The 24,639-nt window shown below is 75.1% G+C and carries 25 protein-coding genes and 1 riboswitch; of the genes, 11 read left to right on the forward strand and 14 right to left on the reverse strand.

The window, feature by feature from the left end:
- Positions 1 to 50: 50 nt before the first annotated feature.
- Positions 51 to 968, forward strand: a complete 918-nt coding sequence (locus ACFP3U_RS18020; RefSeq protein WP_380226558.1) for an NAD(P)H-binding protein — start codon at positions 51 to 53, stop codon at positions 966 to 968.
- A 63-nt stretch (positions 969 to 1,031) separates the two neighbouring features.
- Here ACFP3U_RS18020 and ACFP3U_RS18025 read toward each other — a convergent pair whose 3' ends face one another.
- Positions 1,032 to 1,889, reverse strand: coding sequence for an SDR family NAD(P)-dependent oxidoreductase (locus tag ACFP3U_RS18025; protein ID WP_380226559.1), 858 nt, complete (start codon positions 1,887 to 1,889; stop codon positions 1,032 to 1,034).
- A 127-nt stretch (positions 1,890 to 2,016) separates the two neighbouring features.
- On the opposite strand from ACFP3U_RS18025, the gene ACFP3U_RS18030 reads away from it, so the two are divergent.
- Positions 2,017 to 2,481 carry a MarR family winged helix-turn-helix transcriptional regulator gene (locus tag ACFP3U_RS18030; protein WP_380226560.1) on the forward strand — a complete coding sequence of 155 codons (465 nt, stop codon included), beginning with the start codon at positions 2,017 to 2,019 and terminating at the stop codon, positions 2,479 to 2,481.
- 63 nt (positions 2,482 to 2,544) lie between these two features.
- Here ACFP3U_RS18030 and ACFP3U_RS18035 read toward each other — a convergent pair whose 3' ends face one another.
- From ACFP3U_RS18035 to ACFP3U_RS18050, 4 genes are all read right to left on the reverse strand, one after another.
- Positions 2,545 to 3,738 (reverse strand): trans-sulfuration enzyme family protein, encoded by a 1,194-nt coding sequence (locus ACFP3U_RS18035; protein ID WP_380226561.1) that lies wholly within the window; start codon positions 3,736 to 3,738, stop codon positions 2,545 to 2,547.
- 217 nt (positions 3,739 to 3,955) lie between these two features.
- Positions 3,956 to 4,810: an alpha/beta fold hydrolase gene (locus tag ACFP3U_RS18040; RefSeq protein WP_380226600.1), complete on the reverse strand. Its 855-nt coding sequence runs from the start codon at positions 4,808 to 4,810 to the stop codon at positions 3,956 to 3,958.
- Positions 4,811 to 4,992: 182 nt separating this feature from the next.
- Positions 4,993 to 5,805, reverse strand: coding sequence for an MBL fold metallo-hydrolase (locus ACFP3U_RS18045; protein ID WP_380226562.1), 813 nt, complete (start codon positions 5,803 to 5,805; stop codon positions 4,993 to 4,995).
- Between the two features lie 42 nt (positions 5,806 to 5,847).
- Positions 5,848 to 6,435, reverse strand: coding sequence for an NADPH-dependent FMN reductase (locus ACFP3U_RS18050; RefSeq protein ID WP_380226563.1), 588 nt, complete (start codon positions 6,433 to 6,435; stop codon positions 5,848 to 5,850).
- Positions 6,436 to 6,576: 141 nt separating this feature from the next.
- Between ACFP3U_RS18050 and ACFP3U_RS18055 the strand changes: the two genes are divergently transcribed.
- The 3 genes from ACFP3U_RS18055 (at position 6,577) to ACFP3U_RS18065 (ending at position 9,484) form a co-directional block, all read left to right on the forward strand.
- Positions 6,577 to 7,467, forward strand: coding sequence for a pirin family protein (locus tag ACFP3U_RS18055; protein WP_380226564.1), 891 nt, complete (start codon positions 6,577 to 6,579; stop codon positions 7,465 to 7,467).
- Positions 7,464 to 8,669, forward strand: coding sequence for an MFS transporter (locus ACFP3U_RS18060; RefSeq protein WP_380226565.1), 1,206 nt, complete (start codon positions 7,464 to 7,466; stop codon positions 8,667 to 8,669). The genes ACFP3U_RS18055 and ACFP3U_RS18060 overlap by 4 nt, the downstream gene beginning before the upstream one ends.
- A gap of 122 nt (positions 8,670 to 8,791) precedes the next feature.
- Positions 8,792 to 9,484, forward strand: a complete 693-nt coding sequence (locus ACFP3U_RS18065; protein ID WP_380226566.1) for a TetR/AcrR family transcriptional regulator — start codon at positions 8,792 to 8,794, stop codon at positions 9,482 to 9,484.
- A gap of 72 nt (positions 9,485 to 9,556) precedes the next feature.
- Here ACFP3U_RS18065 and lepB read toward each other — a convergent pair whose 3' ends face one another.
- The 4 genes from lepB to ACFP3U_RS18085 all read right to left on the reverse strand — a co-directional run bounded on the left by lepB (position 9,557) and on the right by ACFP3U_RS18085 (position 14,029).
- Positions 9,557 to 10,549 carry a signal peptidase I gene (gene lepB, locus ACFP3U_RS18070; protein WP_380226567.1) on the reverse strand — a complete coding sequence of 331 codons (993 nt, stop codon included), beginning with the start codon at positions 10,547 to 10,549 and terminating at the stop codon, positions 9,557 to 9,559.
- Positions 10,550 to 10,695: 146 nt separating this feature from the next.
- On the reverse strand, positions 10,696 to 11,757 hold the full coding sequence (locus ACFP3U_RS18075; protein ID WP_380226568.1) for a helix-turn-helix transcriptional regulator: 1,062 nt from the start codon (positions 11,755 to 11,757) through the stop codon (positions 10,696 to 10,698).
- 162 nt (positions 11,758 to 11,919) lie between these two features.
- Entirely contained in the window at positions 11,920 to 13,092 is a 1,173-nt protein-coding gene (locus ACFP3U_RS18080) for a magnesium and cobalt transport protein CorA (RefSeq protein ID WP_380226569.1), read from the reverse strand.
- Positions 13,093 to 13,467: 375 nt separating this feature from the next.
- Positions 13,468 to 13,646, reverse strand: a riboswitch (M-box (ykoK) riboswitch).
- A 194-nt stretch (positions 13,647 to 13,840) separates the two neighbouring features.
- Entirely contained in the window at positions 13,841 to 14,029 is a 189-nt protein-coding gene (locus ACFP3U_RS18085; protein WP_380226570.1) for a hypothetical protein, read from the reverse strand.
- A 198-nt stretch (positions 14,030 to 14,227) separates the two neighbouring features.
- Between ACFP3U_RS18085 and ACFP3U_RS18090 the strand changes: the two genes are divergently transcribed.
- A complete protein-coding gene (locus tag ACFP3U_RS18090) occupies positions 14,228 to 14,368 on the forward strand; it encodes a hypothetical protein (RefSeq protein ID WP_380226571.1) in 141 nt (46 codons plus the stop codon).
- A 214-nt stretch (positions 14,369 to 14,582) separates the two neighbouring features.
- Positions 14,583 to 16,184 carry an ABC-F family ATP-binding cassette domain-containing protein gene (locus tag ACFP3U_RS18095; protein WP_380226573.1) on the forward strand — a complete coding sequence of 534 codons (1,602 nt, stop codon included), beginning with the start codon at positions 14,583 to 14,585 and terminating at the stop codon, positions 16,182 to 16,184.
- 188 nt (positions 16,185 to 16,372) lie between these two features.
- Here ACFP3U_RS18095 and ACFP3U_RS18100 read toward each other — a convergent pair whose 3' ends face one another.
- Both ACFP3U_RS18100 and ACFP3U_RS18105 read right to left on the reverse strand, forming a co-directional pair.
- Positions 16,373 to 16,879: a DinB family protein gene (locus ACFP3U_RS18100; protein ID WP_380226574.1), complete on the reverse strand. Its 507-nt coding sequence runs from the start codon at positions 16,877 to 16,879 to the stop codon at positions 16,373 to 16,375.
- Positions 16,880 to 16,921: 42 nt separating this feature from the next.
- Positions 16,922 to 17,659 (reverse strand): lysophospholipid acyltransferase family protein, encoded by a 738-nt coding sequence (locus ACFP3U_RS18105; protein WP_380226575.1) that lies wholly within the window; start codon positions 17,657 to 17,659, stop codon positions 16,922 to 16,924.
- Between the two features lie 205 nt (positions 17,660 to 17,864).
- Here ACFP3U_RS18105 and ACFP3U_RS18110 point away from each other — a divergent pair, with 205 nt between their 5' ends.
- Complete coding sequence (locus tag ACFP3U_RS18110; protein ID WP_380226576.1) at positions 17,865 to 19,361, forward strand: bifunctional phosphatase PAP2/diacylglycerol kinase family protein; 1,497 nt, start codon at positions 17,865 to 17,867, stop codon at positions 19,359 to 19,361.
- A 90-nt stretch (positions 19,362 to 19,451) separates the two neighbouring features.
- Here the strand turns inward: ACFP3U_RS18110 and ACFP3U_RS18115 are convergent, their stop codons facing one another.
- On the reverse strand, positions 19,452 to 20,564 hold the full coding sequence (locus ACFP3U_RS18115) for an ABC transporter substrate-binding protein (protein ID WP_380226577.1): 1,113 nt from the start codon (positions 20,562 to 20,564) through the stop codon (positions 19,452 to 19,454).
- Between the two features lie 302 nt (positions 20,565 to 20,866).
- Here ACFP3U_RS18115 and ACFP3U_RS18120 point away from each other — a divergent pair, with 302 nt between their 5' ends.
- Positions 20,867 to 21,073, forward strand: a complete 207-nt coding sequence (locus ACFP3U_RS18120) for a hypothetical protein (RefSeq protein WP_380226578.1) — start codon at positions 20,867 to 20,869, stop codon at positions 21,071 to 21,073.
- Positions 21,074 to 21,199: 126 nt separating this feature from the next.
- On the opposite strand, the gene ACFP3U_RS18125 is transcribed toward ACFP3U_RS18120, so the two are convergent.
- Positions 21,200 to 22,384, reverse strand: a complete 1,185-nt coding sequence (locus tag ACFP3U_RS18125; RefSeq protein ID WP_380226579.1) for a DUF6745 domain-containing protein — start codon at positions 22,382 to 22,384, stop codon at positions 21,200 to 21,202.
- A 131-nt stretch (positions 22,385 to 22,515) separates the two neighbouring features.
- Positions 22,516 to 22,842 carry a hypothetical protein gene (locus ACFP3U_RS18130; RefSeq protein WP_380226580.1) on the reverse strand — a complete coding sequence of 109 codons (327 nt, stop codon included), beginning with the start codon at positions 22,840 to 22,842 and terminating at the stop codon, positions 22,516 to 22,518.
- 205 nt (positions 22,843 to 23,047) lie between these two features.
- Between ACFP3U_RS18130 and ACFP3U_RS18135 the strand changes: the two genes are divergently transcribed.
- Both ACFP3U_RS18135 and ACFP3U_RS18140 read left to right on the forward strand, forming a co-directional pair.
- Positions 23,048 to 23,596: a hypothetical protein gene (locus ACFP3U_RS18135; protein ID WP_380226581.1), complete on the forward strand. Its 549-nt coding sequence runs from the start codon at positions 23,048 to 23,050 to the stop codon at positions 23,594 to 23,596.
- Positions 23,597 to 23,678: 82 nt separating this feature from the next.
- Positions 23,679 to 24,389 carry a hypothetical protein gene (locus tag ACFP3U_RS18140; protein ID WP_380226582.1) on the forward strand — a complete coding sequence of 237 codons (711 nt, stop codon included), beginning with the start codon at positions 23,679 to 23,681 and terminating at the stop codon, positions 24,387 to 24,389.
- The last annotated feature ends 250 nt before the right edge of the window (positions 24,390 to 24,639 follow it).

Raw genomic sequence — 24,639 nt, forward strand, 5'->3', positions numbered from 1 at the left:
CCGCACGATGAGGGGGCCGTACGGATCTGCCCCCGAACCGCGAGGAATTCATGATCGTCATCACTGCCCCCACCGGGAACATCGGTCGGCGGCTGCTGTCGCTGCTGGTCGAGGCCGCGCCGGCGCGCGGCGAGGAGTTGCGGGTGGTGGTCCGCGACCCCGCCAGGCTCCCCGACGCCGTGCGCGGCCGGGTCGAGGTGGTCACCGGCTCGCACGGCGACGCCGCGACCGTCGAGCGCGCCTTCGCCGGGGCCGACGCCGTGTTCTGGCTGGTGCCGCCGGACGCCTCGGCCACGCCCGACGAGGGGTGGAGCGGCTTCACCCGCCCGGCCGCCCGGGCCTTCGCCGCGCACGGCGTCGGCCATGTCGTCGGCGTCTCGGCGCTCGGCCGCGGCACCCCGCAGGCCGCCCGGGCCGGACTGGTCACCGCCTCCCTGGCCATGGACGACCTGATCGCCGGCTCCGGCGTGGCCTACCGCGCCCTGGCCTGTCCGTCCTTCTACGAGAACCTGCTGGAGGAGGCCGCCTCGATCCGCGCGGACGGCGTCTTCACCGACACCGTCGCCGCCGACCGTCCGGCCCCGCTGGTGGCCGTCGCCGACATCGCCGCGGCGGCGGCCGAGCTGCTGCTGGACCGCTCCTGGAGCGGCGTCGGCGAGGTCCCGGTGCTCGGCCCGCAGGACCTCTCGCCCCAGGACCTGGCCCGGATCATGACGGAGGAGCTGGGCCGTCCGGTCCGCTACCGGCGCCGGCCGCTCGACGAGTTGCGCTCCGCCCTGCTCGGGTACGGCCTCAACGAGGCGTTCGTCGAGGGCGTCGTCGACATGAAGCGCGCCAAGGACCAGGGGCTGGACGCGGGCGTCGACCGCTCGCCGCAGGCCGGTCCGGCCACCGGCTTCGCGCAGTGGTGCGCGCAGACCCTCAAGCCCGCCGCCCTCGCCGCGCCGGAGGCCGTCGATGCCCACTGAGCCCATCGCGGTCGCCGGGACTGAGCCCATCGCGGTCGCCGGGGCCGCCGCCCCGCGCCGGGCTCAGACCACCCAGCCGGCCGTCATCCCCTGCACGGCGGAGCCGTCCAGGTCGGCGAGCTTGGCGCCGACGAAGGCGCGGGCCCGGTCGGAGGTCTGGAGGCGGAACGGCGGCTTCTCTGCGGTGAGCGCGGTGACGATGCTCCCGGCCGCCTCCGCCGGGGTCTGCGCCTGGTCGAAGGCGGTCCGGGTGCGGGCCACATAGGCGTCCAGCGCGGGCGCGTACGGACCGGCGGCGGCCAGCAGGGCCGGCAGGTCGATGCCCTGACTGGCGACGAACTCGCTGGCCACGGCGCCCGGTTCGACGACCGTGACGGCGACGCCGACGGTGGCGGCGACCGGGGCGAGCGACTCCATGAAGCCCTCGACGGCGAACTTGGCGGCGCAGTAGGCCTCGTTGAAGGGCTGGCCGACCACCCCGCCGACGCTGGTCACGGTGATCACCCGGCCACCGCTCGCCCGCAGGTGCGGCAGGGCGGCGCGGGTCACGTCGACCACGCCGAAGAAGTTGACCTCCATCACCTCGCGGACGGGGGCGAGCCCGTCCTGCTCGACGGTGCCGACCCGCCCGGCGCCCGCGTTGTTGACCACGGCGTCCAGCCGGCCGTGCCGGGCGACGACGTCCGCGAGGCAGGCCGCGACGGAGCCGGCGTCGGTGACGTCGAGCCGGGCGACCTCGATCCGGTCCGCGACGCCGGCCGCCTCGGCCGCCTCGGCCGCCTCGGTCAGCGCACCGGAGCGGCCGGTGTCGCGCATGGTGGCGACGACGCGGAAACCGGCACCGGCGGCGGCGACCGCGGCGGCCAGGCCGATGCCGCTGGAGGTGCCGGTGATGAGGACGATCCGGTCGCTGGTGGTCATCGGGACTCCTTGCCTTGCCCCTGGGCGGCCGGGCCGTCGAGGCCCCGCCCCGGACGGGGGTTTGTGTGCGTGCACACACACCCTAGCAGGATGCGTGCACGTACACGCAAAAGGTAGGCTGACCGCCATGTCGCAGCGCACCGACCTCACCCTGGGAGACCTCACCGCCCGCGACCACGCCTTCTACGGCCTGGTCTGGGCCGGCACCACCCTGAGCGCCCGGGTCGACCAGGCCCTCGCCCGAGCCCACGACCTGCCGCTCTCCTGGTTCGAGGTGATGCTCTGGCTGCACGGCCAGGCCGAACCGGTGGCCGCCTCCGACCTGGGCGCCAAGACGCTGCTCAGCCGCAGCCAGGTCTCCCGGGTCGCCGACGCCCTCCAGGCCCGCGGCCTGGTCGAACGCGCCCCCTCCCCCACCGACGCCCGCTCGGTGCGGATCGCGCTCACGCCGGAGGGGCGGCGGCTCTTCGCCGCCGCCGACGCCACCCGCCGGGCCGCGCTCGCCGAGGTCTTCGACGACCGCCTCGACGACGCCGACATCGCCGCACTGGAGACCGTCTGGGCCAAGCTCAAGCGGCCCGCCGACGGCTGACGGCCGTTCGCCGCGGCGCGCCGGGAGCGCCTGTCCCGACCGGCCCGCCGCTCGGCACCGGGCTCAGAGCTTGGCCAGCGCCTGGTCGAGGTCCGCCCAGAGGTCCTCGGGGTGCTCGATCCCGACGGCGACCCGGACGGTGCCCGGGCCGATCCCGGCGGCGGCCAACTCCTCGTCGGAGAGCTGGCGGTGCGAGGTGCTGGCCGGGTGCAGGACGAGGGTGTGCACCCCGCCGAGCGAGGGCGCGAGCGAGGCGAGCCGGACCGCGCCGACGAAGGTCCGGGCCGCCTCGCGGCCGCCGGCCAGGTCGAAGGAGAGCACGCCGCCCTGACCGTCCGGCAGCAGCCGGCGGGCCAGCTCGTGGTCGGGGTGGCCGGGCAGTCCGGGGTGGCGTACGGCGGTGACCGCCGGGTGGGCGGCGAGCCGGCCGGCCAGGTCGAGCGCGGACTCGCAGTGCCGGCGCATCCGCAGGCCCAGGGTCTGCATCCCGCGCAGGGTCAGCCAGGCGGCGAACGGGTCGAGGGCCGCGCCGAGTTCGACGCCGTGTTCCCAGACCCGGTGGTGCAGCCCGGCGTCGGCGAAGACGGCGATCCCGGCCAGCACGTCGGAGTGCCCGCCCAGGTACTTGGTGGCCGAGTGGACGACGACGTCCGCGCCGTGCTCGATCGGGCGGCAGAGCAGCGGGGTGGTGAAGGTGTTGTCGACCACGCTCAGCACCCCGGCCTCCCGGGCGACGCCGATCAGGGCGGGCAGGTCGGTGACCCGCGTGGTCGGGTTGGAGACCGTCTCCAGGTACAGCAGCCGGGTGGTGGGCCGCAGGGCGGCCCGGACCTCCTCCGGCTCGTCGCCGCGAACGCGGGTGACCGTCACGCCCCAGCGCGCGGCCAGGTCGGCGAGGGTCGCGAACGTGCCGCCGTACAGGCTCTCCTGGGCGATCACGTGGTCCCCGGAGCGGAGCAGGGCGAGCAGCACGGTGTTGATCGCACCCATCCCGGAGGAGGCGGCGAGCGCGCCGCTGCCGCCCTCAAGGTCGGCCACCGCGCGCTCCAGCGAACGGACCGTCGGGTTGCCGAGCCGGTTGTAGAGGAAGGCCCGGTCGGGCCCGCCGAACGCCTCGGCGAGCGCGTCGCTGTCGGGGAACGCGAAGACGTGGCCCTGATGGATCGGCACACCCAGCGACCGGCTGCCGGCCACCTCCTCGACGGGCGGGTGGACGATCCGGCTCTCGGGGCGCAGCCCGTGGTGGAAGTCGTTCATGCCCTCATCCTGGCCGGGCCCGACGGTCCGGACCAGGGCCAATCGCACGCAGGTGGCCCCGGATCCGCACCCGTCGCCGCCGTCGGAGCCGGACCCGCCGCCGCACCAACCCCCCGGCTCGCGGTGTCCGCCCGTTCCTCCTCACCCCCGTGATGGAGGAGGAACGGGCGGACGGTCCCGGGGCTCCGGGGACCGGGCCCGTGCCCGGTCCCCGGGGTCAGAGGTGACGGCCGAGGAAGTCCCGGATCAGCGCGGCGATTTCCGGTCCGTGCGTCTCCAGGGCGAAGTGTCCGGCGTCGAGCAGGTGGATCTCGGCGTCGGGGAGGTCGCGGGCGAAGGCCTCGGCGCCGGCCGGGCCGAAGATCTCGTCGTTGCGCCCCCAGGCGACCAGGGTCGGCGGGCGGTGCGTCCGGAAGTACTCCTGGAAGGCCGGGTAGCCGTCGAGGTTGAACTGGTAGTCCCAGAAGAGCTGGAGCTGGATCTCCTGGTTGCCGGGGCGGTCGAGCCCGGCCTGGTCGAGGGCCCAGGTGTCCGGGGAGATCCGGTCCAGCCGGTCCGCGGGCACGCCGTGGGTGTACTGCCAGTGGGTGGCCGAGGCGGTGAGCAGTTCGCGGACGGCGGGCTCGTGGGTGGCGCGGTCCCCGGCGTGGGCGAACAGCACGTCCCAGAACGGGGTGAAGCCCTCCAGGTAGGCGTTACCGCTCTGACTGATCAGCGCGGTGACCCGCTCCGGGTGCCGGGAGGCGATCCGCAGGCCGATCGGGGCGCCGTAGTCCTGGACGTAGAGGGCGAACCGGTCGATGCCGAGGGCGTGGAGCAGGGCGAGGGTGTACTCGGTGAGTCTCTCGAAGCTGTAGTCGAACGCGTCGACGGGTGGGGTGGCGGACTGACCGAAGCCCAGATGGTCGGGGGCGACGAGGTGGTAGGAGTCGGCGAGGTCGCGCATCAGGTTGCGGAACATCGCCGAGCTGCTGGGGAAGCCGTGCAGCAGGACCAGGGTCGGCCGGGTCGGGTCCCCGGCTTCGCGGTAGAAGACCGGCAGGCCGTTGATCTCCACGGTGCGGTGGCGCACCTCGGTGTGCGCGCCTGCGGTACTGCGGGTCACGTCGGTGCTGCGGGCTGCGTCGGTGCTGTGGGTCGCGTCGGCGGTGCGGGCGGAGGTCGTGGACACGGGTGTGCTCCTCTGCTGGGTCCGGTGCTGACGATCGGTCGGGCGGGGGCGGGAGGGGGTGGTGCTCGGACGCTCGGAGCCGCTCACAGCTGCTCGGGGACGCCGGGGACGAGACGGCGCAGGCGGCCGGCCAGGTCGGGGGCGGCGAAGGCCTCGGCGATGCGGGCCGGGTCCTCGCCGAGGTGCTCCCAGGACTCGTAGTGGACCGGGACCACGGTGCGGGCGCCGAGGGTGCGGGCGAGTTCGGCCCCCTCGCGGGCGCTCATCGAGAAGGCCCGGTCGCCGGTGGACGGGAAGTGCGCGTCGCCCAGGTGCAGGAAGGCCGTGTCGACGGTGAAGCGTTCGGCGATGGCCGCCAGCGCGTCGTGGCGGACGGTGTCGCCGGAGAGGTAGAGCGTGCCGCCCTCGTACTCGACGACGAAGCCGGTGACGGGGCCGGTGACCTCCTCGGTGCCGGCCGGTCCGTGCCGGGCGGGTGTGGCGGTCACGGTGACGGCGGTGGTGCCGGCGGTGATCCGGCGGCTCTCCCAGGTCGCCAGGCCCTCGGCCGCTCCTCCGAGCCGCTCGGCCGCCTCGGGGGTGGTGAGCACGGTGGTGGCGCGGGCGAGGACGGTCCGGCCGGTCGGGTCGAGGTTGTCGGCGTGCTGGTCGTGGGAGAGCAGGACGAGGTCGATCGGCGGCAGTCGGTCGGCGGTGAGCGCCGGGCCGGCGGTGCGGCGCAGCGGACGGGCCGCCGGGTAGTCGGCCGGGCCGGGGTCGAGGGCCGGGTCGGTGAGGACGGTCAGGTCGCCGATCCGCAGCAGGACGGTGGCGGTGCCCAGGTGGGTGGCGGTGACCGGGACGGTGGTGCTGGTGGTGCCAGTGGTACCGGTCGTGGTGACGGTGGTGGCTGACATGACGGTTTCCCCCCGTTCGTTCGTGGTGTCGCTGCCGGACGGTCAGCCGCGGGCCGCGCGCTCCGCCTTGGCGTCGATCTTCTCCTGGAGGGCGGTGAGCAGCCCCTGGAGCAGGCCGATGGTCATCTCGTCGGTGAGGTTGCCCTCCTCGTCGAAGCGCTCGTGTGCCCGGAAGACGATGACCTCGGGCTTCACCACGACGTCGGTCTCCGTCCAGACGAAGACCTGGCGGAGCGCCAGCTGGGCGCGGACGGTGCCGAAGTTGGTCGGCGCGGCGCCGAGGATGGCGGTCGGCTTGCGGTGCAGCGGCAGGCCCTCGGTGCGGGTCCAGTCGGTGCTGATCCAGTCGATGGCGTTCTTGAGCACGCCGGGGATCGAGTAGTTGAACTCGGGGGTCGCGATCAGCAGGCCGTCGGCCTCCGCGACCCGGCGGCGCAGGTCCTGGACGATGGCCGGCCGCAGCTCGGGGGTGTCGAGGTCCAGGTCGTACGGGGGGATGTCGCGCAGGCCCTCGTAGATCTCGATCTCCTGGCCGCCCGGGTTGAACTTCTGCGCGGCATACAGGAGTCGGGTGTTGTGCGAGTCGGCGCGCAGCGAGCCGGAGATGGCGAGGATCTTGGACGCGGTCATGACGGGCTCCTTGGTGGTGATGGTGGGGCTGCCGGTGTGGCTGTCGGTGTCGACACCGAAAAAACTAGACGGATCAGTTCACCATGTCAACTGAACTGTTCAGTCTTGACATTGAACTGAATGGTGTAGTTCAGTCGATCCATGACCACGACACCCGCACAGACCGCTTCGGCGGCCGGGCGCTCCGTCGCCCGCGTCGTCTCCCCGTTCCACACCTTCGAGGGCGCCGGCTTCCCCGTCCGCCGCCCCTTCCCCACCGGCGACCTCCCCCTCCTCGACCCGTTCCTGATGGTCGACCAGGTCGGTCCGGTGGAGCTCGGCCCGGGCGAGGCCAAGGGCGCGCCCCCGCACCCGCACCGCGGCTTCGAGACGATCCAGTACGTCATCGACGGCGACATCGCGAACGCCGACTCGCGCGGCCACCGGGCCGTGGTCCGCGCCGGCGGCGTCCAGTGGCTGACCGCCGGCTCGGGCATCGTCCACGAGGCCCTGCCGACGCCGGAGTTCCTCGCCGCCGGCGGCCGCCAGCACATGCTGCAGATCTGGGTGAACCTGCCCGCGCGGTACAAGGGCGTGCCGCCGCGCAGTCAGAACGCCGAGGCCGCCGACCTCCCGGTGGTCCGGACCGCCGAGGGCGCCGAGCTGACCGTCGTCGCCGGCACGACCCACGGCGTGACCGCGCCCTTCGAGACGCACACCCCGGTCCTGGTGGTGCACGCCCGGCTCGCGGCCGGCGGGTCGGCGGAGTTCACCGCGCCGACCCACCACACCGCCGCGTTCTACACGCTGACCGGGCGGGCCGAGACCGCCGGCGTCCCGCTGCCCGACGGCCACCTCGCCGTCCTCGACCACGACGGCGGGACCTTCACCGTCCGGGCCGTGGACGGACCGGCCGAGGTCCTCGTCCTGGCCGGCGAGCCGATCGGCGAACCGGTCGCCCGCAGCGGGCCGTTCGTGATGAACACGGTGGCCGAGATCCGGCAGGCCGAGCAGGACTTCTCCCGCGGTCTGATGGGTCGGATGCCGGTATGAGCGCCTTCCCGGCCCGCCTCGCCCGTCCCACCGCGCCGAACCGCACCACCGCGCCGGTCCGGTCCGGCCCGCCACACCGCACCGCTGCCCCCCGCACCGCCGTCCGCCGCACCGGTGCCGTCGCGCCGGGGCGGCGGGCCCCGGGGGCGGCGGGCGCGGCCGTGCTGCTCGCCGCCGCCGCGAGCGGGATCTCCGGACCGAGCCTGGCCCTGCCCGCCGCCGCGCCCGCCCTGCACGTCCCGACCGGCTCGGCCGCCTGGCTGATGACCGCGTACGGCCTGGGCCTGCTGCTCCGCACCCCGCTGCTGGCCGCCGCCGCCGGACGGCACGGCCCCGGCGCCCTGATCCGGTCCGGCGCGGCCCTGGTCGCGCTCGGCGCCGCGATCGTCCAGGCCGCGCCCGCCGCCCTGCTGCCGCTGGCCGCCGAGCGGACGATGGAGGCCGCCGGCGCGGCCGGGCTGACCGTCGCGGCCTTCCGGACCGCCGGACGCGACCGCACCGGCCGCTCCACCGGGCTGGTCGCGATCGGCAACGCGGCCGGCGGCACGCTCGGCCTGTTCGTCGGCGCGGGCGCCGCGCAACTGCTCGGCTGGCGGGCCGCCCTGGTCATGCCGCTGCTCGCGCTGGCGGTGCTCCCCGCCGCCCTGCGCTCGGCCGGACGGCGGGACACCCTTAAGGTCGCCAGCGGACGGTTCCGCGACGCGCTGCCCCTGGGGCTGCTGCGCCGGGTCGCCTTCCGCCGGCCGGCGCTGCTCATGCTCGCGGTCGCCACCGTCAACTTCGCCCTGGTGTACGGCGCCCCGCGCCGCGTGGCCGCCCTCACCGGCTGGGGCCCGCTGCCGACCGGCGCCGCCGTCGCGGCCGTCGCGCTCGGCGGGGCGCTGCTCTCCTGGCAACTGGTGCGGTTCGCCCCGGCACTGGGGAGCGGGCGGGTCCGGGTGCTCCTGACGGCGGGTTCGCTGGCGGCGGCCGGCGCCGCGGCCTTCGCCCCCTGGCCGGCGCTCGTCCTGCTCGGCTCGGGTCTCAGTTCCCTGGTCACGGCCGGCGGGCAGGGGGTACTCACGGGCTCCGCGGTCGGCGGTCTCGACCCGGAGCGCCAGGGCGGCGCGATCGGCCTGTTCAACCTGGCCTTCCCGGCCGGGGTCGCCGCCGGTCCGGTGCTCGCGGCCTTTGCCGACCAAACGGTTCAGTTCCTATACTGAACGGTCCAATCACCCGGACCGGTCACTACCACCCCAATCGGTCGGTACCATCCCGTCGCAGTACCCCCCACCCTCTCCGGGAAGTCCCTTCCCACCCCCGACGAAGGACGAAGGACGGACGCATGGGAGCCGAGCGCCAGGACGCCACCGACGAGTACGGCATGCCGATCATCCCCGCGCCGGGCGACGCCGCGACGCGCAAGCGTCAGGCCATCATCGACGCCGCCCTCGCGGAGTTCCTCGCCGAGGGGTACTCGGCCGCCTCCATGGACGTCATCACCAGCCGGTCCGGCGTCTCCAAGGCCACCATCTACAAGCACTTCGGCAGCAAGGAGCGCCTGTTCCTGGCCGTCGTCGGCGGTGTACTGCCCAAGACCTACGCCGATCTGACGCCGCCCGCCCGCGCCCTCGCCGACGCCCCCGACCTGCGCACGGCGCTCGTCCGCCACGCGACCGAGCTGGCCCGGATCCTGCTGCGCCCCGAGATCATGCTGCTGCGCCGCCTGGTGATCGGCGAGATCGACCGCTTCCCGCAGCTCGGCCAGCTCTGGTACCGGGTCACCTACGACATGAACAACGGCCCGCTGGTCGAGCTGCTCACCGGCCTCACCGCCAAGGGCGAGCTGTCCGTGTCCGACCCGAAGCTCGCCGTCCAGCAGCTGGTGGCCACCACCGTCGGCATCCCGCAGCTGGTGCACACCTTCGCGCCCACCACGCCCGTGGACGACGCCGAACTCACCCGGGTCATCGAGGCGGGCGTCGACCTCTTCCTCGCCCGCTACGGCACGACGCCGGACTGGCACGGCCCCGCCTGACACGGAACCGCCGCCGACCCCGGCCCCGGGACAACCGGGGCGGAGACGGCGGCGGGTGCTTACGGCGGGCGCTTACGGCTGCTTCGCCCGGCGGCGCTGCCAGAGCGCGAACGGGACGGCCGCGGCCAACGCGGCGGCCTCCGGCGCCGACGGCTCGGTCGGCCGGTCCCCGGCGCGCCCACCGAGGCCGTCCGCCGCCCCGGCCGCGAGCCCCTTCCGGTCGAAGGTGTCCGGCACCGACAGGGTGTCCCAGCGCGACAGCGGCCAGGCGATCACGAAGGCCCGGCCGATCACGTTCTTCACCGGGACGAACCCGCCGCCCGGCTCGTTGACGTGGAAACGCGAGTCGCGCGAGTCGTTGCGGTGGTCCCCCATCACCCACAGGTGGTCCTTGGGCACCGTCACCACGCCCACCGGTGCGTCCCCGCAGGGCGTCGCGCCCGGGAAGAGGTAGGGCTCGTCCAGCGCCACGCCGTTGACCTTGACCGGGCTGCCCTCCCGGCATTCGACGGTGTCGCCGCCGACCCCGATCACCCGCTTGATCAGGTCCTTCTCGTTGTCGGAGGGCAGCAGGCCGACCGTGCTGAGCGCCGTCCGGATGCCCTCGACGAAGCCGTTGCCCTTGACCCGCGGCACCGTGTCCAGCCAGCCGCCCGGATCCTTGAAGACCACCACCTCACCGCGCTCCGGCTCCGCGCCGAACCACGGGGTGAGCTTGTCCACCAGGACGCGGTCGTCCTTCTCCAGCGTGTGCTGCATCGAGCCCGAGGGGATGGAGAACGCCTGGACGAAGAAGGTCTTGATGCCCAGCGAGAGCACCAGGGCGATACCGACCAGGATCGGCAGCTCCTGCCAGAACGGCCGCTTCTTCTTCTCGGCCTTCCTCCCCGCCTTCTTCCCCGCCTTCTTCCCCGCCGCCCCGGCCCCGTCGCCCTCGGCGCTGCCCGCGCCTGCTTCCTGGCCCTCGTCCCCAACCTCCGCGGTCTCCTGACCACCCGTCGGCCCGGAGCCCGCACCGCCCGCCCCGCCCTGACCACTGCCCGCCGAACCGGCGGTCTCCTCCATGCCCATTCCTGGCCCCCTCCGGACGGCCCGACGGGCCCCGGTGCGGGGCCCCCCGTTGTCAGCTAACGATCGATGGTTCCCGCAGCCGGTCGGGGCTCGTCCCGCCCGCCACCGACCCGTCCGAACGTACACCCCCGGACCCGCCGCTACGACACCCCGCCACCGAGCATGATCCGCGCGACCAGCTCCCGCCGACTGGCCACACCCGCCTTGGCGAACACCGACTTCAGGTGGTCCTGCACCGTGTACGGCTTCATCGCCAGCAGCCGCGACACGTCCCGGGTGTCGCACCCGCGCACCAGCAGCAGCGCCACCTCCTGCTCCCGCGCCGTCAGCCCGTACGCCGAGAGGTACAGCGGCATCGCGTCGGCGGGCGTCGCCGGGGCCGCCACCACCGTCACCTGGTCCTCGGCGCCGCCCTTCAGGGCCGAGCCGTGCAGCACGTACCAACGGCCCTCGCCGTCCCGCACCCGGATCTTCGACTGCGGCACGGGCAGACCGCGGACCACCCGGCGGGCCTGTTCTGCGGCCATCACGAAGGCCGTCGGCACCCGCAGGGAGGTCCGGCTCGGGTCCGCCAGCCGACCGAGCAACTCCTCCGCCGGACCGGAGATCGCGATCGGCCGGTTCCCCCGGCCCAGCACCACCACCGCCGGACCCTCGACCGCCGACCGGTCCGGCTCCCCACCGACCGGCGGCACATGACAGGCCCGCAGCGCGTTGCCGAGATGGCGGGCCGCGAGGTCCGCGAACTCGCGCTGCCGGGCCAGGTACGGCCCCCGGTCGGCCACCCGCATGAAGGCCGCGCAGCCCCACATCCCGCCGTGCGCGTCGAACACCGCCCGCAGTTCGTCGCCGAACCCGGCCGGACCGATCTGCTCCCGGAACCGCACGCTCTCCGCCGGCCGCCCCCGGGTCGCCCGGCTGAGCGTCTCCGCCCGGACCCCGCTGCGCCGGATCGCGGGAAAGGTCGCCACGTCCTCGGCCCACACCTCCAGCCGCACGGCGTTCTCGAACCCCTCCAGACTGAGGTCGTCACTCAGCACCGAGGTCACCAACCCCGTCGCCGGGTCCGCCGAGTGCCAGCAGACCGCGTCGAACTCCAGCACCCCCCGCATCAGTTCATCCGCCCTGCGAAACACCTGCTCGGCCGTCAGCCCCGCCCCGACAAGCTCCCGCAGCCCCTCGACCGCCTGCTGCGCCGCCACCCCACGTCCCCCACGTGATCCCATGCGCCGGAAACTAACACGCACACCGACCACCCGCCCATGCCCCCACCGACGGATCCGCCCCCGCCACCACGGGGACGGCGCCCTCCCCCCTGAAGGGGAGGCGCTTCGCCTCGGCGGCGGAGTCGGCCGGGCTGCCCGCTACAGCCAGTTGCGGCGCTTGAAGATGAGGTAGAGGCTCGTGCAGACGAGGGCCATCAGGGCGATCGCGAAGGGGTAGCCGAAGGCCCACTTGAGTTCGGGCATGGTGGTGAAGTTCATGCCGTAGACGGTTCCGATGAGGGTCGGGGCGAAGAGGATGGCGGCCCAGGAGGAGATCTTCTTGATCTCGTCGTTCTGGACGTGGCCGGCCTCGGCGAGTTGCTTCATCTCCTCGTTCTGGCGCTGGGAGACCAGGGTGGCGTTGACGGTGAGGATGTTCTGCAGCATCTGGCGGAAGCCGTCGACCCGTTCGGCCGCGTAGGTGGCGTGGTCGGCGACGTCGCGGAGGTAGCGGCGCAGTTCCTCGTCGGTGCCGTACTTCTCGAAGCCGGCCTCCAGGCTCCGCATGATCTCCAGCAGCGGGCGGGTGGCGCGCTGGAACTCGATGACCTCGCGGGAGAGTTCGTAGATGCGCCGGGAGACCTGCGGGTCGCCGCCGAACACCTCGGTCTCGATCTCGTCGATGTCGTGCTGGAGGCCGGCGATGACCGGGGCGTAGCCGTCGACCACGGCGTCAAGGACGGCGTAGAGCACGGCTTCGGGGCCGAGGGCGAGCAGTTCGGGGTCGGCCTCCAGGCGGCGGCGGACGGCTGAGAGGTCGGGGGCCTGGGAGTGGCGGACGGTGAGGACGAAGTCGGGGCCGACGAAGAGGTGGATCTCGCCGAAGTCGACCTCCTCCACGTCGTCCAGGTAGCGGGCGGCGCGCAGCACCACGAAGAGGGTGTCGCCGTAGCGCTCCAGCTTGGGGCGCTGGTGGGCCACGATGGCGTCCTCGACGGCCAGTTCGTGCAGGTTGAAGCGCTCGGCGGCCTCCAGCAGCTGGGCCTCGGCGGGGCGGTAGAGCCCGATCCAGGCCATCGTGCCGGGCTTGCCGGGGAGTTCGCGGTAGACGTCGGCGAGGTTGGTGGCGGACGGCAACCGGTGCCCGTCGCGGTAGACGCCGGCGTCGACGACGGAGCGCTCCAGGCTCACGTGCTCGGCCGGCTGGTCCGGGCGCGGGTCCATCGACTGCTCGGGGGCGGGCTGGTTGACGCTGTCGCAGGTCGCCGGGGTGGCGGGGCGGATGAACGGACGCTTGCTCGCGCGCACTGCGCGCACACGCCAGTCGGACATGACGGGGTACCTCCGCGGTTCGGGGGCCGCCGCACCCGGGGACGGGGCAGGTCGCGGGTGCGGGGCGGGGCGGGAGGCGCCCGGCCGTCCTCCACCGCGCACGGCGCCCGGGCCGCGCGCTGCCGCGCCGGGGTCAGCGGCGGGCGGTGCGGCGGCGGGGGTCGGGAGCGGTACGGGAGGAGGGGTGCCGGGTGCCAGGAGATGTGGGGGACGTCCTGGGGAGGGGCCGACTTCGACCCGGACTACTACTGCACTCCATTGCTCTCACCTCCTCGCCGTCGGGGCGCCCGCGCGGGGTCGCCGTGACCGGGCCACCAGGAGGCTCCACACCGCCGAGCGGGCGCGCAGGGGCGCCACGACGTCGGGTGGGCACCCCTTGAATCTCGTCAGAGCTTTGGCACGCCACGGCGTAGCACCCGGGATGGTCCCGAGGGGTGCAGCCACTTGGGGTCACCCCTTAGGCCGGGGAGACCTGTCCTGACCCTGGGCGTCTCTCGACGTCGTGGGGTCAGTGGCCTGTGTCCGTGGCGACGCCTCACCGAACGAGGTGCCTTCACAACCTCCTTGAGTGTAGTACCCGCCGGAAGGCCGCTTCGACCGGGGGTGGGGCCGCGGCTTGCCCCGGAGTACGCCCCGGGTGCCGCACACGCCCCGCGCGGGGCTCGCGGGGGCGTTCCGCGACCGGGTGCGCTCCGGCGCGCGCCGGTATGGCGTTTCGTCAACTCGGCTGCACACGCCGTTGGTTCGATTACCGGCCGACGGACGCGGGCGCCGTGCGGGTCGCCCTTTCGGGTGGTCTGCGGTGGCTGAGCGCGGCCGGGTGGATAGCCGAGTACCCGGCCGCGCTGGCGTTCTTCTCCTGCACCCGGCCGGTGCTGGACTCCGTGGTGCTGGAGCGGGTCAGGACCGAGCCGTCGATCGAGTTCCTGGAGGGCACCGAGGCGGTGGGACTGACCGGTTCGGCGGCCGCGGTGACCGGGGTCCGGGTGCGGGAGCGCGGGCACGACGCCGACCGGAGCGCCGTCCGGGAGCTGCCCGCCGAGCTGGTGGTCGAGGCGAGCGGGCGGACGTCGGCGATGGCTGGCTGCCTGCCTGGCTGCGGGAGCTCGGCTGCCCGCCGGCGCCCGAGGAGCGGGTGGACGCGGGCGTCGTCTACGCGAGCCGCTTCTTCCGGCGCCCGGCCGACGCCCCCGCCGACTGGTCGGCGCTGTACCTGCAGTGCAAGGCGCCGGACACGCCGTACCTGGGGGTGCTGCGGCGGTGTTCCACGAGGTGATGTCGCTGGTCGCCCCGCCGACGGCGCTGTTCCGGCCCTCCGTCCTCGCGGCGGTGCTGCGCAGCGGCTGAGCGGGGCCCCGGGATAATTCGGATGCGCTCCACCGGCGTCGCACGTTAATCTCGGCGCCATGTCGACGCCCCGCGTTTCCTAGCTGACGGACCCGCCTCCACGCCACCCGCGTGTCCGTCAGTCGTTACGGAGCGTCATCCTCATGATCACCACCCGTGGTGTCGACGTGCGCGTCGCCGCCCGCCTCCTGCTGTCCCACCTCACCCTCCACATCGCCCCCGGCGACCGCATCGGCCTGGTCGGCCGCAACGGCGCCGGCAAGACGACCCTGCTCGCCACCCTCGCCGGCCGGCTCCGGCCCGCCGCCGGCACCGTCACCCGTACCGGCCCGGTCGGCTACCTCGCGCAGGATTCCCGCGCCGCCGACCCGGCCGTCACCGTCACCGACCGGATCCTCTCCGCGCGCGGTCTGGACACCGCCGTCCAGGAGCTGCGCGCCGCCGGGAGCGCCATGGCCGATGCCCGCGACGAGCACGCCCAGCGCCGCGCCATGGCCGCCTACGCCCGCGCCGAGGCCGAGTTCCAGGCCCGCGGCGGCTATCCGGCGGAGGCCGAGGCCGCCCAGGTCGCCGCCGGCCTCGGCCTGCCCGGCCGGCTGCTCGACAGCCCGCTCGGCGCGCTCTCCGGCGGCCAGCGGCGCCGGGTGGAGCTGGCCCGGATCCTCTTCGCCGACCACGACACCCTGCTGCTCGACGAGCCGACCAACCACCTGGACGCCGACGCCGTCGGCTGGCTGCGCGGCTTCCTGGCCGGCTACCCGGGCGGGCTCGTCCTGATCAGCCACGACGTGCCGCTGCTGGAGTCCACCGTCAACAGGGTGTTCCACCTCGACCCGCAGCGCGCCACCGTCGACGTCCACAACACCGGTTGGGCCGCCTACCTCGCGCAGCGCGCCGCCGACGAGCGCCGCCGCACCCGCGAGCGCGCCAACGCCGAACGGAAGGCCGCCGCCCTGCACGCTCAGGCCGACCGGATGCGGTCCAACGTCGCCACCGCCGTCAGCGCCCGCTCGATGGCCCGCCGGGCCGACCGGATGCTCGCCGCGCTGGAACCCGTCCGCCAGGCCGAGCGCACCGCCCGCATCCGGCTGCCCGAACCGGCGCCCTGCGGCCGGATGCCGCTCGGCGCGGTCGGCCTCGCCAAGTCCTACGGCGGGCGGACCGTGCTCGACGGCCTCGACCTCGCCGTCGACCGGGGCAGCCGACTGGTCGTCCTCGGGCACAACGGCGCGGGCAAGACCACCCTGCTGCGGATCCTGGCCGGCCGGGAGGCCCCCGACGGCGGGCGCGTCGTCCCCGGGGCGGGGCTGCGGCTCGGCTACTTCGCCCAGGAGCACGACACCCTCGACCCGGCCCGCACCGTCCGGGAGAACCTCGCCGCGGCCGCGCCGGGCCTCGGCGACGGCGAACTGCGGCACGTGCTCGGCGCGTTCCTGTTCCGCGGCGACGACGCCGACAAGCCGGCCGGGGTGCTGTCCGGCGGCGAGAAGACCAGGCTGGCGCTGGCCGGCCTGGTCCACTCGGGCGCCAACGTGCTGCTGCTCGACGAGCCCACCAACAACCTCGACCCGGCCTCCCGCGCCGAGGTGCTGGCGGCGGTGGGCACCTACCCGGGCGCGATCGTGCTGGTCACCCACGACCCGGGCGCGATCGAGGCGCTGCGCCCCGACCGGGTCCTGCTGCTGCCCGGCGGCGACGAGGACCTGTGGAGCGACGCGTACCTCGACCTGGCCACCGCGGGCTGACCCGGTCCGAGCCGGGCGGCTTCGGTGTCAGGGCTTGCCCTCCTCCACACGGAACCGGGCGGAGTGGGCCTCGAACGGTCCCTCCGCCCGGTTCAGGGCGTGCAGCCAGGGCGTCCAGCTCGCGCGGGCGCTCCCGGTGGCCCTCGACGGGGAAGCGCGGGCGACGCGAGCCGGCCGAGCGGTCCTGGCTAGTCGCCGGTGGTGCCGTCGAGCAGCTCGCGCAGGATGTCGAGGTGGCCGTTGTGGCGGGCGGTCTCCTCGGTGAGGTGGAGGAGGATCCAGCGCAGGTCCACATGAAGGCCGTTGCGGATCGGTCGCTTCGCCCGGTCGGCGAGGTCGCTCCCGGCGACCAGTTCGCGGTAGCGGGCGCCCTGCTCGGCGTACTCGTCGAGCAACTGCGGGAAGGGGAAGTCGACGGCGATCCGCATTTCGCGGTCGGGGTCCTCCACGGTCCAGGGGCCCTGGTCCTCCTCGCCGAGGAAGACCACCTGGAACCAGTAGTACTCGACCCAGCGGAGGTGGTTGACGATTCCGCTCAGGGTCATCAGTGGTGAGCCCGGCAGGAGCGCCTTGCGGGCGTTCTCCGGGGTGACGCCCTCGCATTTGGCGCGGACGGTGTCACGGGCGTAGTCGAGGAACGTGGTCAGCTGGGTGCGCTCGTCCCAGGCGGGAGGAGTGTCATTGATTCTGGTCATCGCGGGCCAGCATTCCCAATCGCGTGGCCGCTGTCGACAGGTTTACGGAACGGCGCCCTCCGCCCCTCGGGCGGCGGCCCGGCGGGCGGCCTCCGTCCAGGCTGCGGTGACGGCCTGGTGGGCGCGGGCGGTCGCCCCGGCGGTGTCGGCGGGCAGGTGGAGCGGGGCACCGAGGTGGACGTGCAGGGTGGGGCGGCGGACGGGCGCGGTGGCCAGACCGGCGAGTTGCTTCATCGGCCCGCCCGAGGTGAGCCGGCGGGACCCGGCCTGGCCGAGCGGGACCACCGGTGCGCCGGTGGCGTGCGCGAGGCGGGCCAGGCCGCTGCGGAAGGGGCCGGGCGCCCGTTCGCCGGAGTCCCGGCGGTGGGGCAGCCCGCCCTCGCCGTAGATCAGCACGACCCGTCCGGCCGCCAGTGCCGCGGCTGCCGCGTCGAGCGACTCCGCCGCCCGCGCGGTGCCGCGGTGCACGGCGATGTGCCCCTCGTGGCGCAGCAGCGTGCCGAGCACCGGGATCCGCCACAGGCCGGCGGTGGCCAGCACGACCGGGCGGGCGCCGAGCCGGTGCAGGGCGGCGAGCACCACGGCGGGGTCGGCGAGCGAGGTGTGGTTGGCCGCGACGATGCTGCCGGGTGCGACGGCGGGGACGGGGGCGGGCGCGGCGGGGCCCGCGTGATCAGGGCATGCGGCGTCGGGGTCCGCAGCGTCGGGGCCCGCGGCGTCGGCGGTGATGCGGAGGTGGCCGAAGGCGGGCAGGAGGAGGGCGGCGGTTCGGCTCAGCATGGCGGTGGGGTGCGTCCTCGGTTCCGGTGGGGGCGGGGTCCTGTCCACCAGTCTGTTCGGGTGCCTCGGGCGGCGCCTGAGTACCCGTACTCAACCGTGCCGGGTACCCCGGAGTTCCCCGCGTCGTCCGCCCGCCGTCCGCCCGCCGCCCGGCGCGCGCGTGCTCAGCGCGCGCCGGGCACCGGGCGCGTCTAGGCTGGTTCGGATGAGACGACTGGAGCTCATCGACCAGGCTCTGTTCAACCGGATCGCCCTGTCCCACCGCCCGTTCGGGGCCGGGTCAAAGGTCGGCCGCTCGCTGTGGCGGCTCAGCCACGCCGCCGACCACGGGAAGCTGTGGTTCGGCGCCGCCGCCGTGCTCGGGGCCGTCGGCGGGCGGACCGGACGGCGGGCGGCGTTGCGCGGAGTGAGTGCCCTGGCGCTCGCCTCCTGGACGGCCAATGTGGCCGCCAAGCAGCTGACCCGGCGCCCGCGTCCGCTGCTCGACCCGGTTCCGGTCGCCCGGCGGCTGCTCCGCCAGCCGATCACCACCTCCTTCCCCTCCGGCCACTCCGCCTCCGCGGCCGCCTTCGCCACGGCGGTCGCGATCGAGTCCCCGGCGGCGGCGGCCGTGATGGCGCCGGTCGCGCTGGCCGTCGGCGTCTCCCGGGTCTACACCGGCGCGCACCACCCGAGCGATGTCCTGGCGGGGTTCGCCCTGGGCTCCGCGATCGCGGTGCTCACGCTGCGCTGGTGGCCCCGCTCCTCGCACCTGCGGCCGCCCGCCGGTCCGGCGCGCCGGTCGGCCCCCGCGCTGGCGGAGGGGGCGGGCCTGTCGGTGGTGGTCAACTCCGGTTCCGGCAGCGGCGCGCTGACGGCCGGTGATCCCGAGGACACGGCCGCCGAACTGCGTGCGCTGCTGCCACTGGCCGACGTCCGGCTCTGCGGGCCCGAGGACGACCTGCCCGCCCTCCTCGCCGAGGCCGCCGACCGGGCCGCGGCGGCCGACGGAGCGCTCGGGGTCTGCGGCGGTGACGGCAGCGTCAACCTGGCGGCCGGGCTGGCCGTCGAGCGGGACCTGCCGCTGGCGGTCTTCCCCGGCGGCACCCTCAACCACTTCGCGCTGGATCTCGGCATCGAGGACTTCGAGGCGACGGCCGCGGCCGTGACCACCGGCAGCGCGTGCGGGGTGGACCTCGGCGTGGCCGCCGACGACACCGGGCAACGGTACTTCCTCAACACCTTCAGCCTGGGTGTCTATCCCGAACTGGTCAAGCTGCGGGAGTCGTTGGAGGACCGGCTGGGCAAGTGGCCGGCGCTCGCCGTGGCCACCGCGCGGGTGCTGGTGAACGGTGAGCCGGTCACCGTCCGGGCGGGCGGACGGGAGCGGCAACTGTGGCTGCTGTTCGCGGGCAACGGCGCCTACGACCCGCCGGGCTTCGCCCCGACCCACCGGACCGGGCTCGCCGACGGTCTGCTGGACGTCCGGGTGGTCGACGGCAGCCGGCCGTTCGCCCGGACCAGGCTCGCCACGGCGTTCCTGTCCGGCACCCTCGCCCGCTCCCGCGTCTACCACGCCGCCCGCCTCCGGGGCCTCGATCTGGACGCGCTGGGCGACGCCGACCGGTTGGCGGTCGACGGCGAGTCGGTGCCCGCGACCGGTGCGCTCCGGCTCGCCAAGTCCCGCCGGGCGCTGACCGTCTACCGGCCCGCGGCGAACTGACCACCACCGCCGCCGTACCAGTACGGACGACCGACGCGCCCGGTGGGCGGCCCGCCGGGTGCGGTCAGCCGGCGCGGTCAACCGATGTGGTCAGCCGGTGTGCAGGACCCGGAAGCGGCCGGGTTCCGCCGGGTCCCGGTCGACCACCTGGACCGGCGCCCAGGCCCACTGCCACAGGCCGCTGCCCGACGGCCGGGAGAACCGGATCGGCCCCCGGGTGCCCTCGACCGCGAGGTGCGGCCAGGCTTCGGCGATTCGCGCCCGGTCGGTGCCGTACGAACGCAGCGCCTCGGCCAGGACGGTCACCGTGTCGTAGCCCTCGAAGGCGACAAAGGAGGGCGCTTCGCCCAACCGCTCGCGCAGGGCCGTCCCGACACGTGCGCCGAGGGGGCCGAAGCGCTCGGGCAGGTAGCGCAGGAACGGAACGCCGGCGCCGTCGTCGCCCAACAGCCCCGCCCAGGAGGGGAACTCCGGCTGCCCGGCCGGGGCGCCGACGGTGATCCCGGCGAGGCGCCGGGCGCGGCGGACGGCCTGGACGATCGGCACCGCCGGGTCCGGGTGTCCGACCAGGAGGAGGAGGGCGGTCGCGCCGTCGGCGGCGAGCTCGTCGCAAGCGGCCTCGGGGGTGAGCGCCCGCATGTCGAACTCGACGACGGTGCCGCCGCGTGAGGCGAACCGGTCCCGCAGGATGCCGGTCCCGGACGCCCAGTAGACGCTCGGCTCGGCCGCCACGGCGATGCGGCGGTGGCCGGCGCCGAGCAGGAAGTCGGCGTAGATCCGCCAGCCGTGCGACTGCGCCGGGGCGATGCGGGCGACCCCCTCCGCCGGACGGTCGGTGAGCGCGTCGAGCACCGCCGACGAACACAGGAAGGGCAGGCCGAGGGCGTCCGCCGCAGCGGCTGCGGCGCGTGCGACCACGCTGTGGTACTCCCCCGCCAGCGCGGCCACGCCCAGGCCGGCCAACTCCTCCACGGCCGCCGCGGCCCGCTGCGGATCGGCCGCGGTGTCCCGGACCAGCAGTTCGACCGGCCGGCCGGCGATCCCGCCCGCGTCATTGACCTCGCGGGCGGCCAGTTCGAGCCCGGCGAGCAGGTGCCGGCCCGCCTCGGCCCAACCAGGTCGGGTCAGCGGAACGAGGACGCCGATCCGGACGGACGCTCCGTCGGCGTGCTCCGCCCCGTGCGGCGCTGGTGGTGTGTTCATGCGGTGGCATCTCCCCGTGATCACCTCGGTGGATCATGATCCGCACGCAGCCTATCCAGGCGGCAGGCCCGCGATCCAGGCTCGTTGCGCGCGCCCGCCCGCCGCCCCGCCCGCCGCGACCGGGCGACCGGGTGCTGGACATCGGCCACGGCTCCGGTCCGACCTGGCCTGCTCCGCGCGCCCCACGACGGAGCGGCCGGCGGCGACACGCACCTCACCCCGTTCGGGTGACATTCCGCCCTTTCGCGACGGACCGATCCCTAGGGTTCGAAGCACCGTTGGTTTACGAAGGGAATTACGCCATGTACCGCACCGTCCGTACGTTCGCCGTCCTCATCGCCGCTGTCGGCGCCATCTCCCTCCCCGCCCAGGCCTTCGCCGACGAGGTGACGGTGAACACCACCACCATCACCGTCATCGGGACCGGCAACCAGCTCGCCGACGGCGAGATCACCAACGTCGGCGGCGACGCCATCATCGGCTCCTTCGACGGCATCGACGTCCACTGACCCCACCGCCCCACCCCCCGTTTCCCCACCGAGCCCGCACCGCCCGCGCCCGTCCCCGGCGCGGGCGGTGCCGCGTTCCGGTGGCGGTGGGCCGTCCGGCGGGCCCACCGGTGGGGAAACGCGTGCTCAGGTCTCGCGCTGCGGGCGGTACTCCTCCTCCGTGACGCCGAAGGTCCACGCCACCCCGGCTCGGGCGGTGCGCGTGCTGGGCGGCACCCGCAGCCAGTAGGTGCGGAAGGTGCCGTCGGGCTCGGCGGTCGAGTTGACCACCTCGACCATCATCACCGGCTCGTCGTCGGGCAGTTGGATCCGCCAGAGCACGCCGGTCTCGTCCCGGTGCACCGGTTCGGCGCCGGAGTCGGCGAGGTACCGCTCGTAGCCGTAGTGCTCCAGCAGGACGCGGCGCAGCTCGGCGTTCTCCTCGGTGCGGATCCGTTCGACGGTGACGGCACCGAGCCCGGCCAGGAACTCCGCCGGGACGGGCATGCCCCGCCAGGCGTGCAGGGTGAATCCGTCGGCGTATTCGAGGGCGGGACCGTCGGCGCGGTCGAGCCGGCCCGCCTCGTCGCGGTGCAGGGCCACCGGGCGCTCGCTGACCAGCGCCACCTCCGCGTACGGCCACCACCAGCCGGCGTGGCGCGCCACCTCGGCCAGCGCGGCGATCGCCCCGCCCGGCTCGCCCGCGGACCCGCCGCCCGGTTCGGCGCCCAGCACCCCGGCCGCCTCGAAGGCCGCGAACCAGGGCGCGTCGTGCTGGCCGCGGACGGCGTCGAGCAGGGCGAGCCGGGCGGCGACGCGCTGCTCCTGGGCGTCGCCGGTGTCGGGCTCGGTGTCGGGCTCGGGGGCGAGCCGGTCGAGCAGGGCGCCGCGGATGCGATCGGCGAGCGCGTTGGTCACCGGGCCGAGCTCGCCGCCGGTCAGCGCCCAGAGCGGCGCCCAGCCGGCCGCGCCGGTCCGCTCGACGGCCTGTCGCCGGACCGCGTCCCACGGCAGGGTCCGGACCGTCTCGCGGACGGTCACGGCCCCGGCCGCACGCAGCTCCAGCGCCGCCTCGGCGGCGGCCAGCGGCGAGCCGAACCACCTGATCTCGGCCGGTTCGGCCAGGCCGGCGGCCCGGTAGGCGGCCCGCACCGCGCGCTCGACCCCGGCGCGGTCGGCCGGGCCGGTCGCGGCGGCGGCCGCCCGCCAACGGGCCGTCACCTCGGCCGGCACCCCGATCGCCGACACGAGCGCCGAACCGGCCGCCGCCTCGATCGTCACCTCGGCCGTCACCTCGGCGTGAACGTCCACCGCAGCCTGTCCAGTCACCATCACCCTCACACTCTCCGTTCCCGCCCGGGCGCCCGCCCGGCCGTGCCGCGGACGCCTCGCGCCCGCCCTGCCTCGTGTCCGTCCCGCGTCTGTCGTGCCCCGCCGCCGCGCGCCCCGGCGCGCGGTTGCCGTCAGTCCGCGACCACCCGCACCGCGCCCGGCATGTACTCGCGCTGGCGGACCACCCGGTACCAGCCCTTCGCCAGCGGTATCGCCGCGTGCTCCTCGTGTACCACGCGCCCGCCCTCCGGCAGGTGCAGCCACGCCACCCCGAACGGCCCGGACTCGCGCCGCAGCTCCCCCGGTCCGACCACGGCGTGCGCGTGCCCGGTGACCTCGCCCAGCGCGAGCACCAGCCGGCCCCGCGCATCCCGGGGCTGCGGCGCCAGCGACCCCACCCGGGCCGGCAGCACAGCCTCCCCCACCGGCACCAGCAGTACGTCTCCCTGACGGAACATCAGCTCTCCCTCGCCGATCCGACGACGCATCGGATTTCCACGTCTCGGACCTTAGGGCAGGGGTCTGACAACGACCCCCGATGCCCGGGTGACCTGGGTGAACGGTGGGGCTGATGAGGCAGGAGGTCAGTGGCGGTCGATAGTCTGTGCGACCGTCGGCCCCGGGGGTCGACCCGTACATGTACCAACAGGGGGATCTGTCACCATGTCATCTCGTCGCACCGCCCTGGCCGCCGTCACCGCGGCCGCCGCCGTCCTGGTCCTCGCCGCCTGCGGCCCCGACGACGGCTCCGACACCGCGGCGGCGCCCGCCCAGTCGTCCGCCGCACAGCCCCCGGCCGCTCAGCCCTCAGCCGCCCAGCCCTCGGCCGGCCAGCCGTCCGCCGCCGCGCCGGGAGGCGCCTGCGCCACGCCGAAGCCGAACGGCAACCACCGGGTGATCCACCCGGTCAAGCAGCCGCGCCAGGACACCGTGACGTACCAGGAGACCGGCTACGTCTGCGCCGGCGCCACCGGCGCGTGGCAGCCGACCGGGGCTCAGAAGGCGCTGATGTTCGCCCAGGAGGTGAAGGCGCAGCTCCAGCCCGGGTCGGGCCAGTACCGGACCGTGGTGGTCGGCGAGCTGTGGAACCACATCGGCGCGTGCCTGGAGCACAGCCCGGACGCCGGTGTCTGCAGCCCGGGCCTGAACTACGAGATCGCCCTGGACGGCGAGGGCAAGATCAACGAGATCCGGGAGGTGTTCGCGGCCTGAGCCGCGGAGCCCGGCGGGCCCGGCGGGCCTGCCGGGCCCGCCCGGTCGTCGGCGCCCTCAGGTGCACCAGAACAGGAACGGTGTGCAGGTTTGCGTCGCCCGCGGGCTCGGCGTGCCCGTCGGCGTCCCCGTGCCCGACGGGGGCGCGGTGGACGTCGAGGGCGGGCTCGGCACGGACGGCGGTGCGGTCGCCGGAGCGCTGCTCGGCGCCGGCGGCGCGGGCGGCGCCGAGGCGGGCGTGCTCCGGCCCGGCGTGCCGCCGGTGGCCGACGTCGGGGCGCCGCCGTTCCCGCCCGCCGGGGACGACGGGGCGGCGGACCCGGAGGCCGGGGAGGACGAGCCGGACGCGGAAGGCGTCCTGCTGGCGGGAGGCTGGGTGGCCGAGGAGGTCGGGGCCGGGGCCGACGAGGCCGAGGACGCCTGCGGCTGCGCGGAGGCGCCGTCCGGCGACCCGGCGGTGACCGACGGCCCCGTGGCCGCCTCGGCCGGCATCTCTTCGGACCCGTTCGCCACCAGCGCCGCGGCCCCGAGCCCCACCACGGCCACACCGAGCACGGACATCACGAGCCGCCCGGGCCGCCGCTGGGTCCGCCGGACCGCCCGCCGGGAGCCCGCCCGACCCTCGGCCGATCCGCCGCCGTCGACGGCCGCATCCGGGGCGTCCGACGGCGGACGCACAGCGTCCGGGCCCTCGGGTCCGGGCGGCGCCAGGTCGTCCGGGCCGGTCGCGGGCGCCCCACAGCCGGGGCAGGCCAGGGCACCGTTCAGGTGGCGGCGGCAGGGCGCGCAGTAATTCATATGATCTTCCCTGTGCTGCCGGACAGCGGACTCACACCGGTCGCCGTCCTTCGCCGCCGGCCGCGCACGTAGTCGTGCACATGCGGAGCCTAAACACCGAGGCCGTGAGGATTCCATGCTTCCCTGTGAGGCTTCTGGAGAGATGGTGTGTCGGCCGACCGCGCACCGTCCGCCGCCCCGACCGGCCCTCCGGGCGCACACCTCCGGCCCGTCGGAGCCGGACCGGCCCGACCCGCACCGCCCCG

The sequence above is a fragment of the Kitasatospora misakiensis genome (genome assembly GCF_042656005.1).
In the GTDB taxonomy this organism is placed as follows: Bacteria; Actinomycetota; Actinomycetes; order Streptomycetales; family Streptomycetaceae; genus Kitasatospora; species Kitasatospora misakiensis.

Coding starts and splice junctions, on each gene's coding strand:
- ACFP3U_RS18020 (WP_380226558.1), top strand. CDS start 51: ATGATCGTCATCACTGCCCCCACCGGGAACATCGGTCGGCGGCTGCTG.
- ACFP3U_RS18025 (WP_380226559.1), bottom strand. CDS start 1,889: ATGACCACCAGCGACCGGATCGTCCTCATCACCGGCACCTCCAGCGGC.
- ACFP3U_RS18030 (WP_380226560.1), top strand. CDS start 2,017: ATGTCGCAGCGCACCGACCTCACCCTGGGAGACCTCACCGCCCGCGAC.
- ACFP3U_RS18035 (WP_380226561.1), bottom strand. CDS start 3,738: ATGAACGACTTCCACCACGGGCTGCGCCCCGAGAGCCGGATCGTCCAC.
- ACFP3U_RS18045 (WP_380226562.1), bottom strand. CDS start 5,805: ATGTCAGCCACCACCGTCACCACGACCGGTACCACTGGCACCACCAGC.
- ACFP3U_RS18050 (WP_380226563.1), bottom strand. CDS start 6,435: ATGACCGCGTCCAAGATCCTCGCCATCTCCGGCTCGCTGCGCGCCGAC.
- ACFP3U_RS18055 (WP_380226564.1), top strand. CDS start 6,577: ATGACCACGACACCCGCACAGACCGCTTCGGCGGCCGGGCGCTCCGTC.
- ACFP3U_RS18060 (WP_380226565.1), top strand. CDS start 7,464: ATGAGCGCCTTCCCGGCCCGCCTCGCCCGTCCCACCGCGCCGAACCGC.
- ACFP3U_RS18065 (WP_380226566.1), top strand. CDS start 8,792: ATGGGAGCCGAGCGCCAGGACGCCACCGACGAGTACGGCATGCCGATC.
- lepB (WP_380226567.1), bottom strand. CDS start 10,549: ATGGAGGAGACCGCCGGTTCGGCGGGCAGTGGTCAGGGCGGGGCGGGC.
- ACFP3U_RS18080 (WP_380226569.1), bottom strand. CDS start 13,092: ATGTCCGACTGGCGTGTGCGCGCAGTGCGCGCGAGCAAGCGTCCGTTC.
- ACFP3U_RS18095 (WP_380226573.1), top strand. CDS start 14,583: ATGATCACCACCCGTGGTGTCGACGTGCGCGTCGCCGCCCGCCTCCTG.
- ACFP3U_RS18100 (WP_380226574.1), bottom strand. CDS start 16,879: ATGACCAGAATCAATGACACTCCTCCCGCCTGGGACGAGCGCACCCAG.
- ACFP3U_RS18105 (WP_380226575.1), bottom strand. CDS start 17,659: ATGCTGAGCCGAACCGCCGCCCTCCTCCTGCCCGCCTTCGGCCACCTC.
- ACFP3U_RS18110 (WP_380226576.1), top strand. CDS start 17,865: ATGAGACGACTGGAGCTCATCGACCAGGCTCTGTTCAACCGGATCGCC.
- ACFP3U_RS18115 (WP_380226577.1), bottom strand. CDS start 20,564: ATGAACACACCACCAGCGCCGCACGGGGCGGAGCACGCCGACGGAGCG.
- ACFP3U_RS18120 (WP_380226578.1), top strand. CDS start 20,867: ATGTACCGCACCGTCCGTACGTTCGCCGTCCTCATCGCCGCTGTCGGC.
- ACFP3U_RS18125 (WP_380226579.1), bottom strand. CDS start 22,384: ATGGTGACTGGACAGGCTGCGGTGGACGTTCACGCCGAGGTGACGGCC.
- ACFP3U_RS18130 (WP_380226580.1), bottom strand. CDS start 22,842: ATGTTCCGTCAGGGAGACGTACTGCTGGTGCCGGTGGGGGAGGCTGTG.
- ACFP3U_RS18135 (WP_380226581.1), top strand. CDS start 23,048: ATGTCATCTCGTCGCACCGCCCTGGCCGCCGTCACCGCGGCCGCCGCC.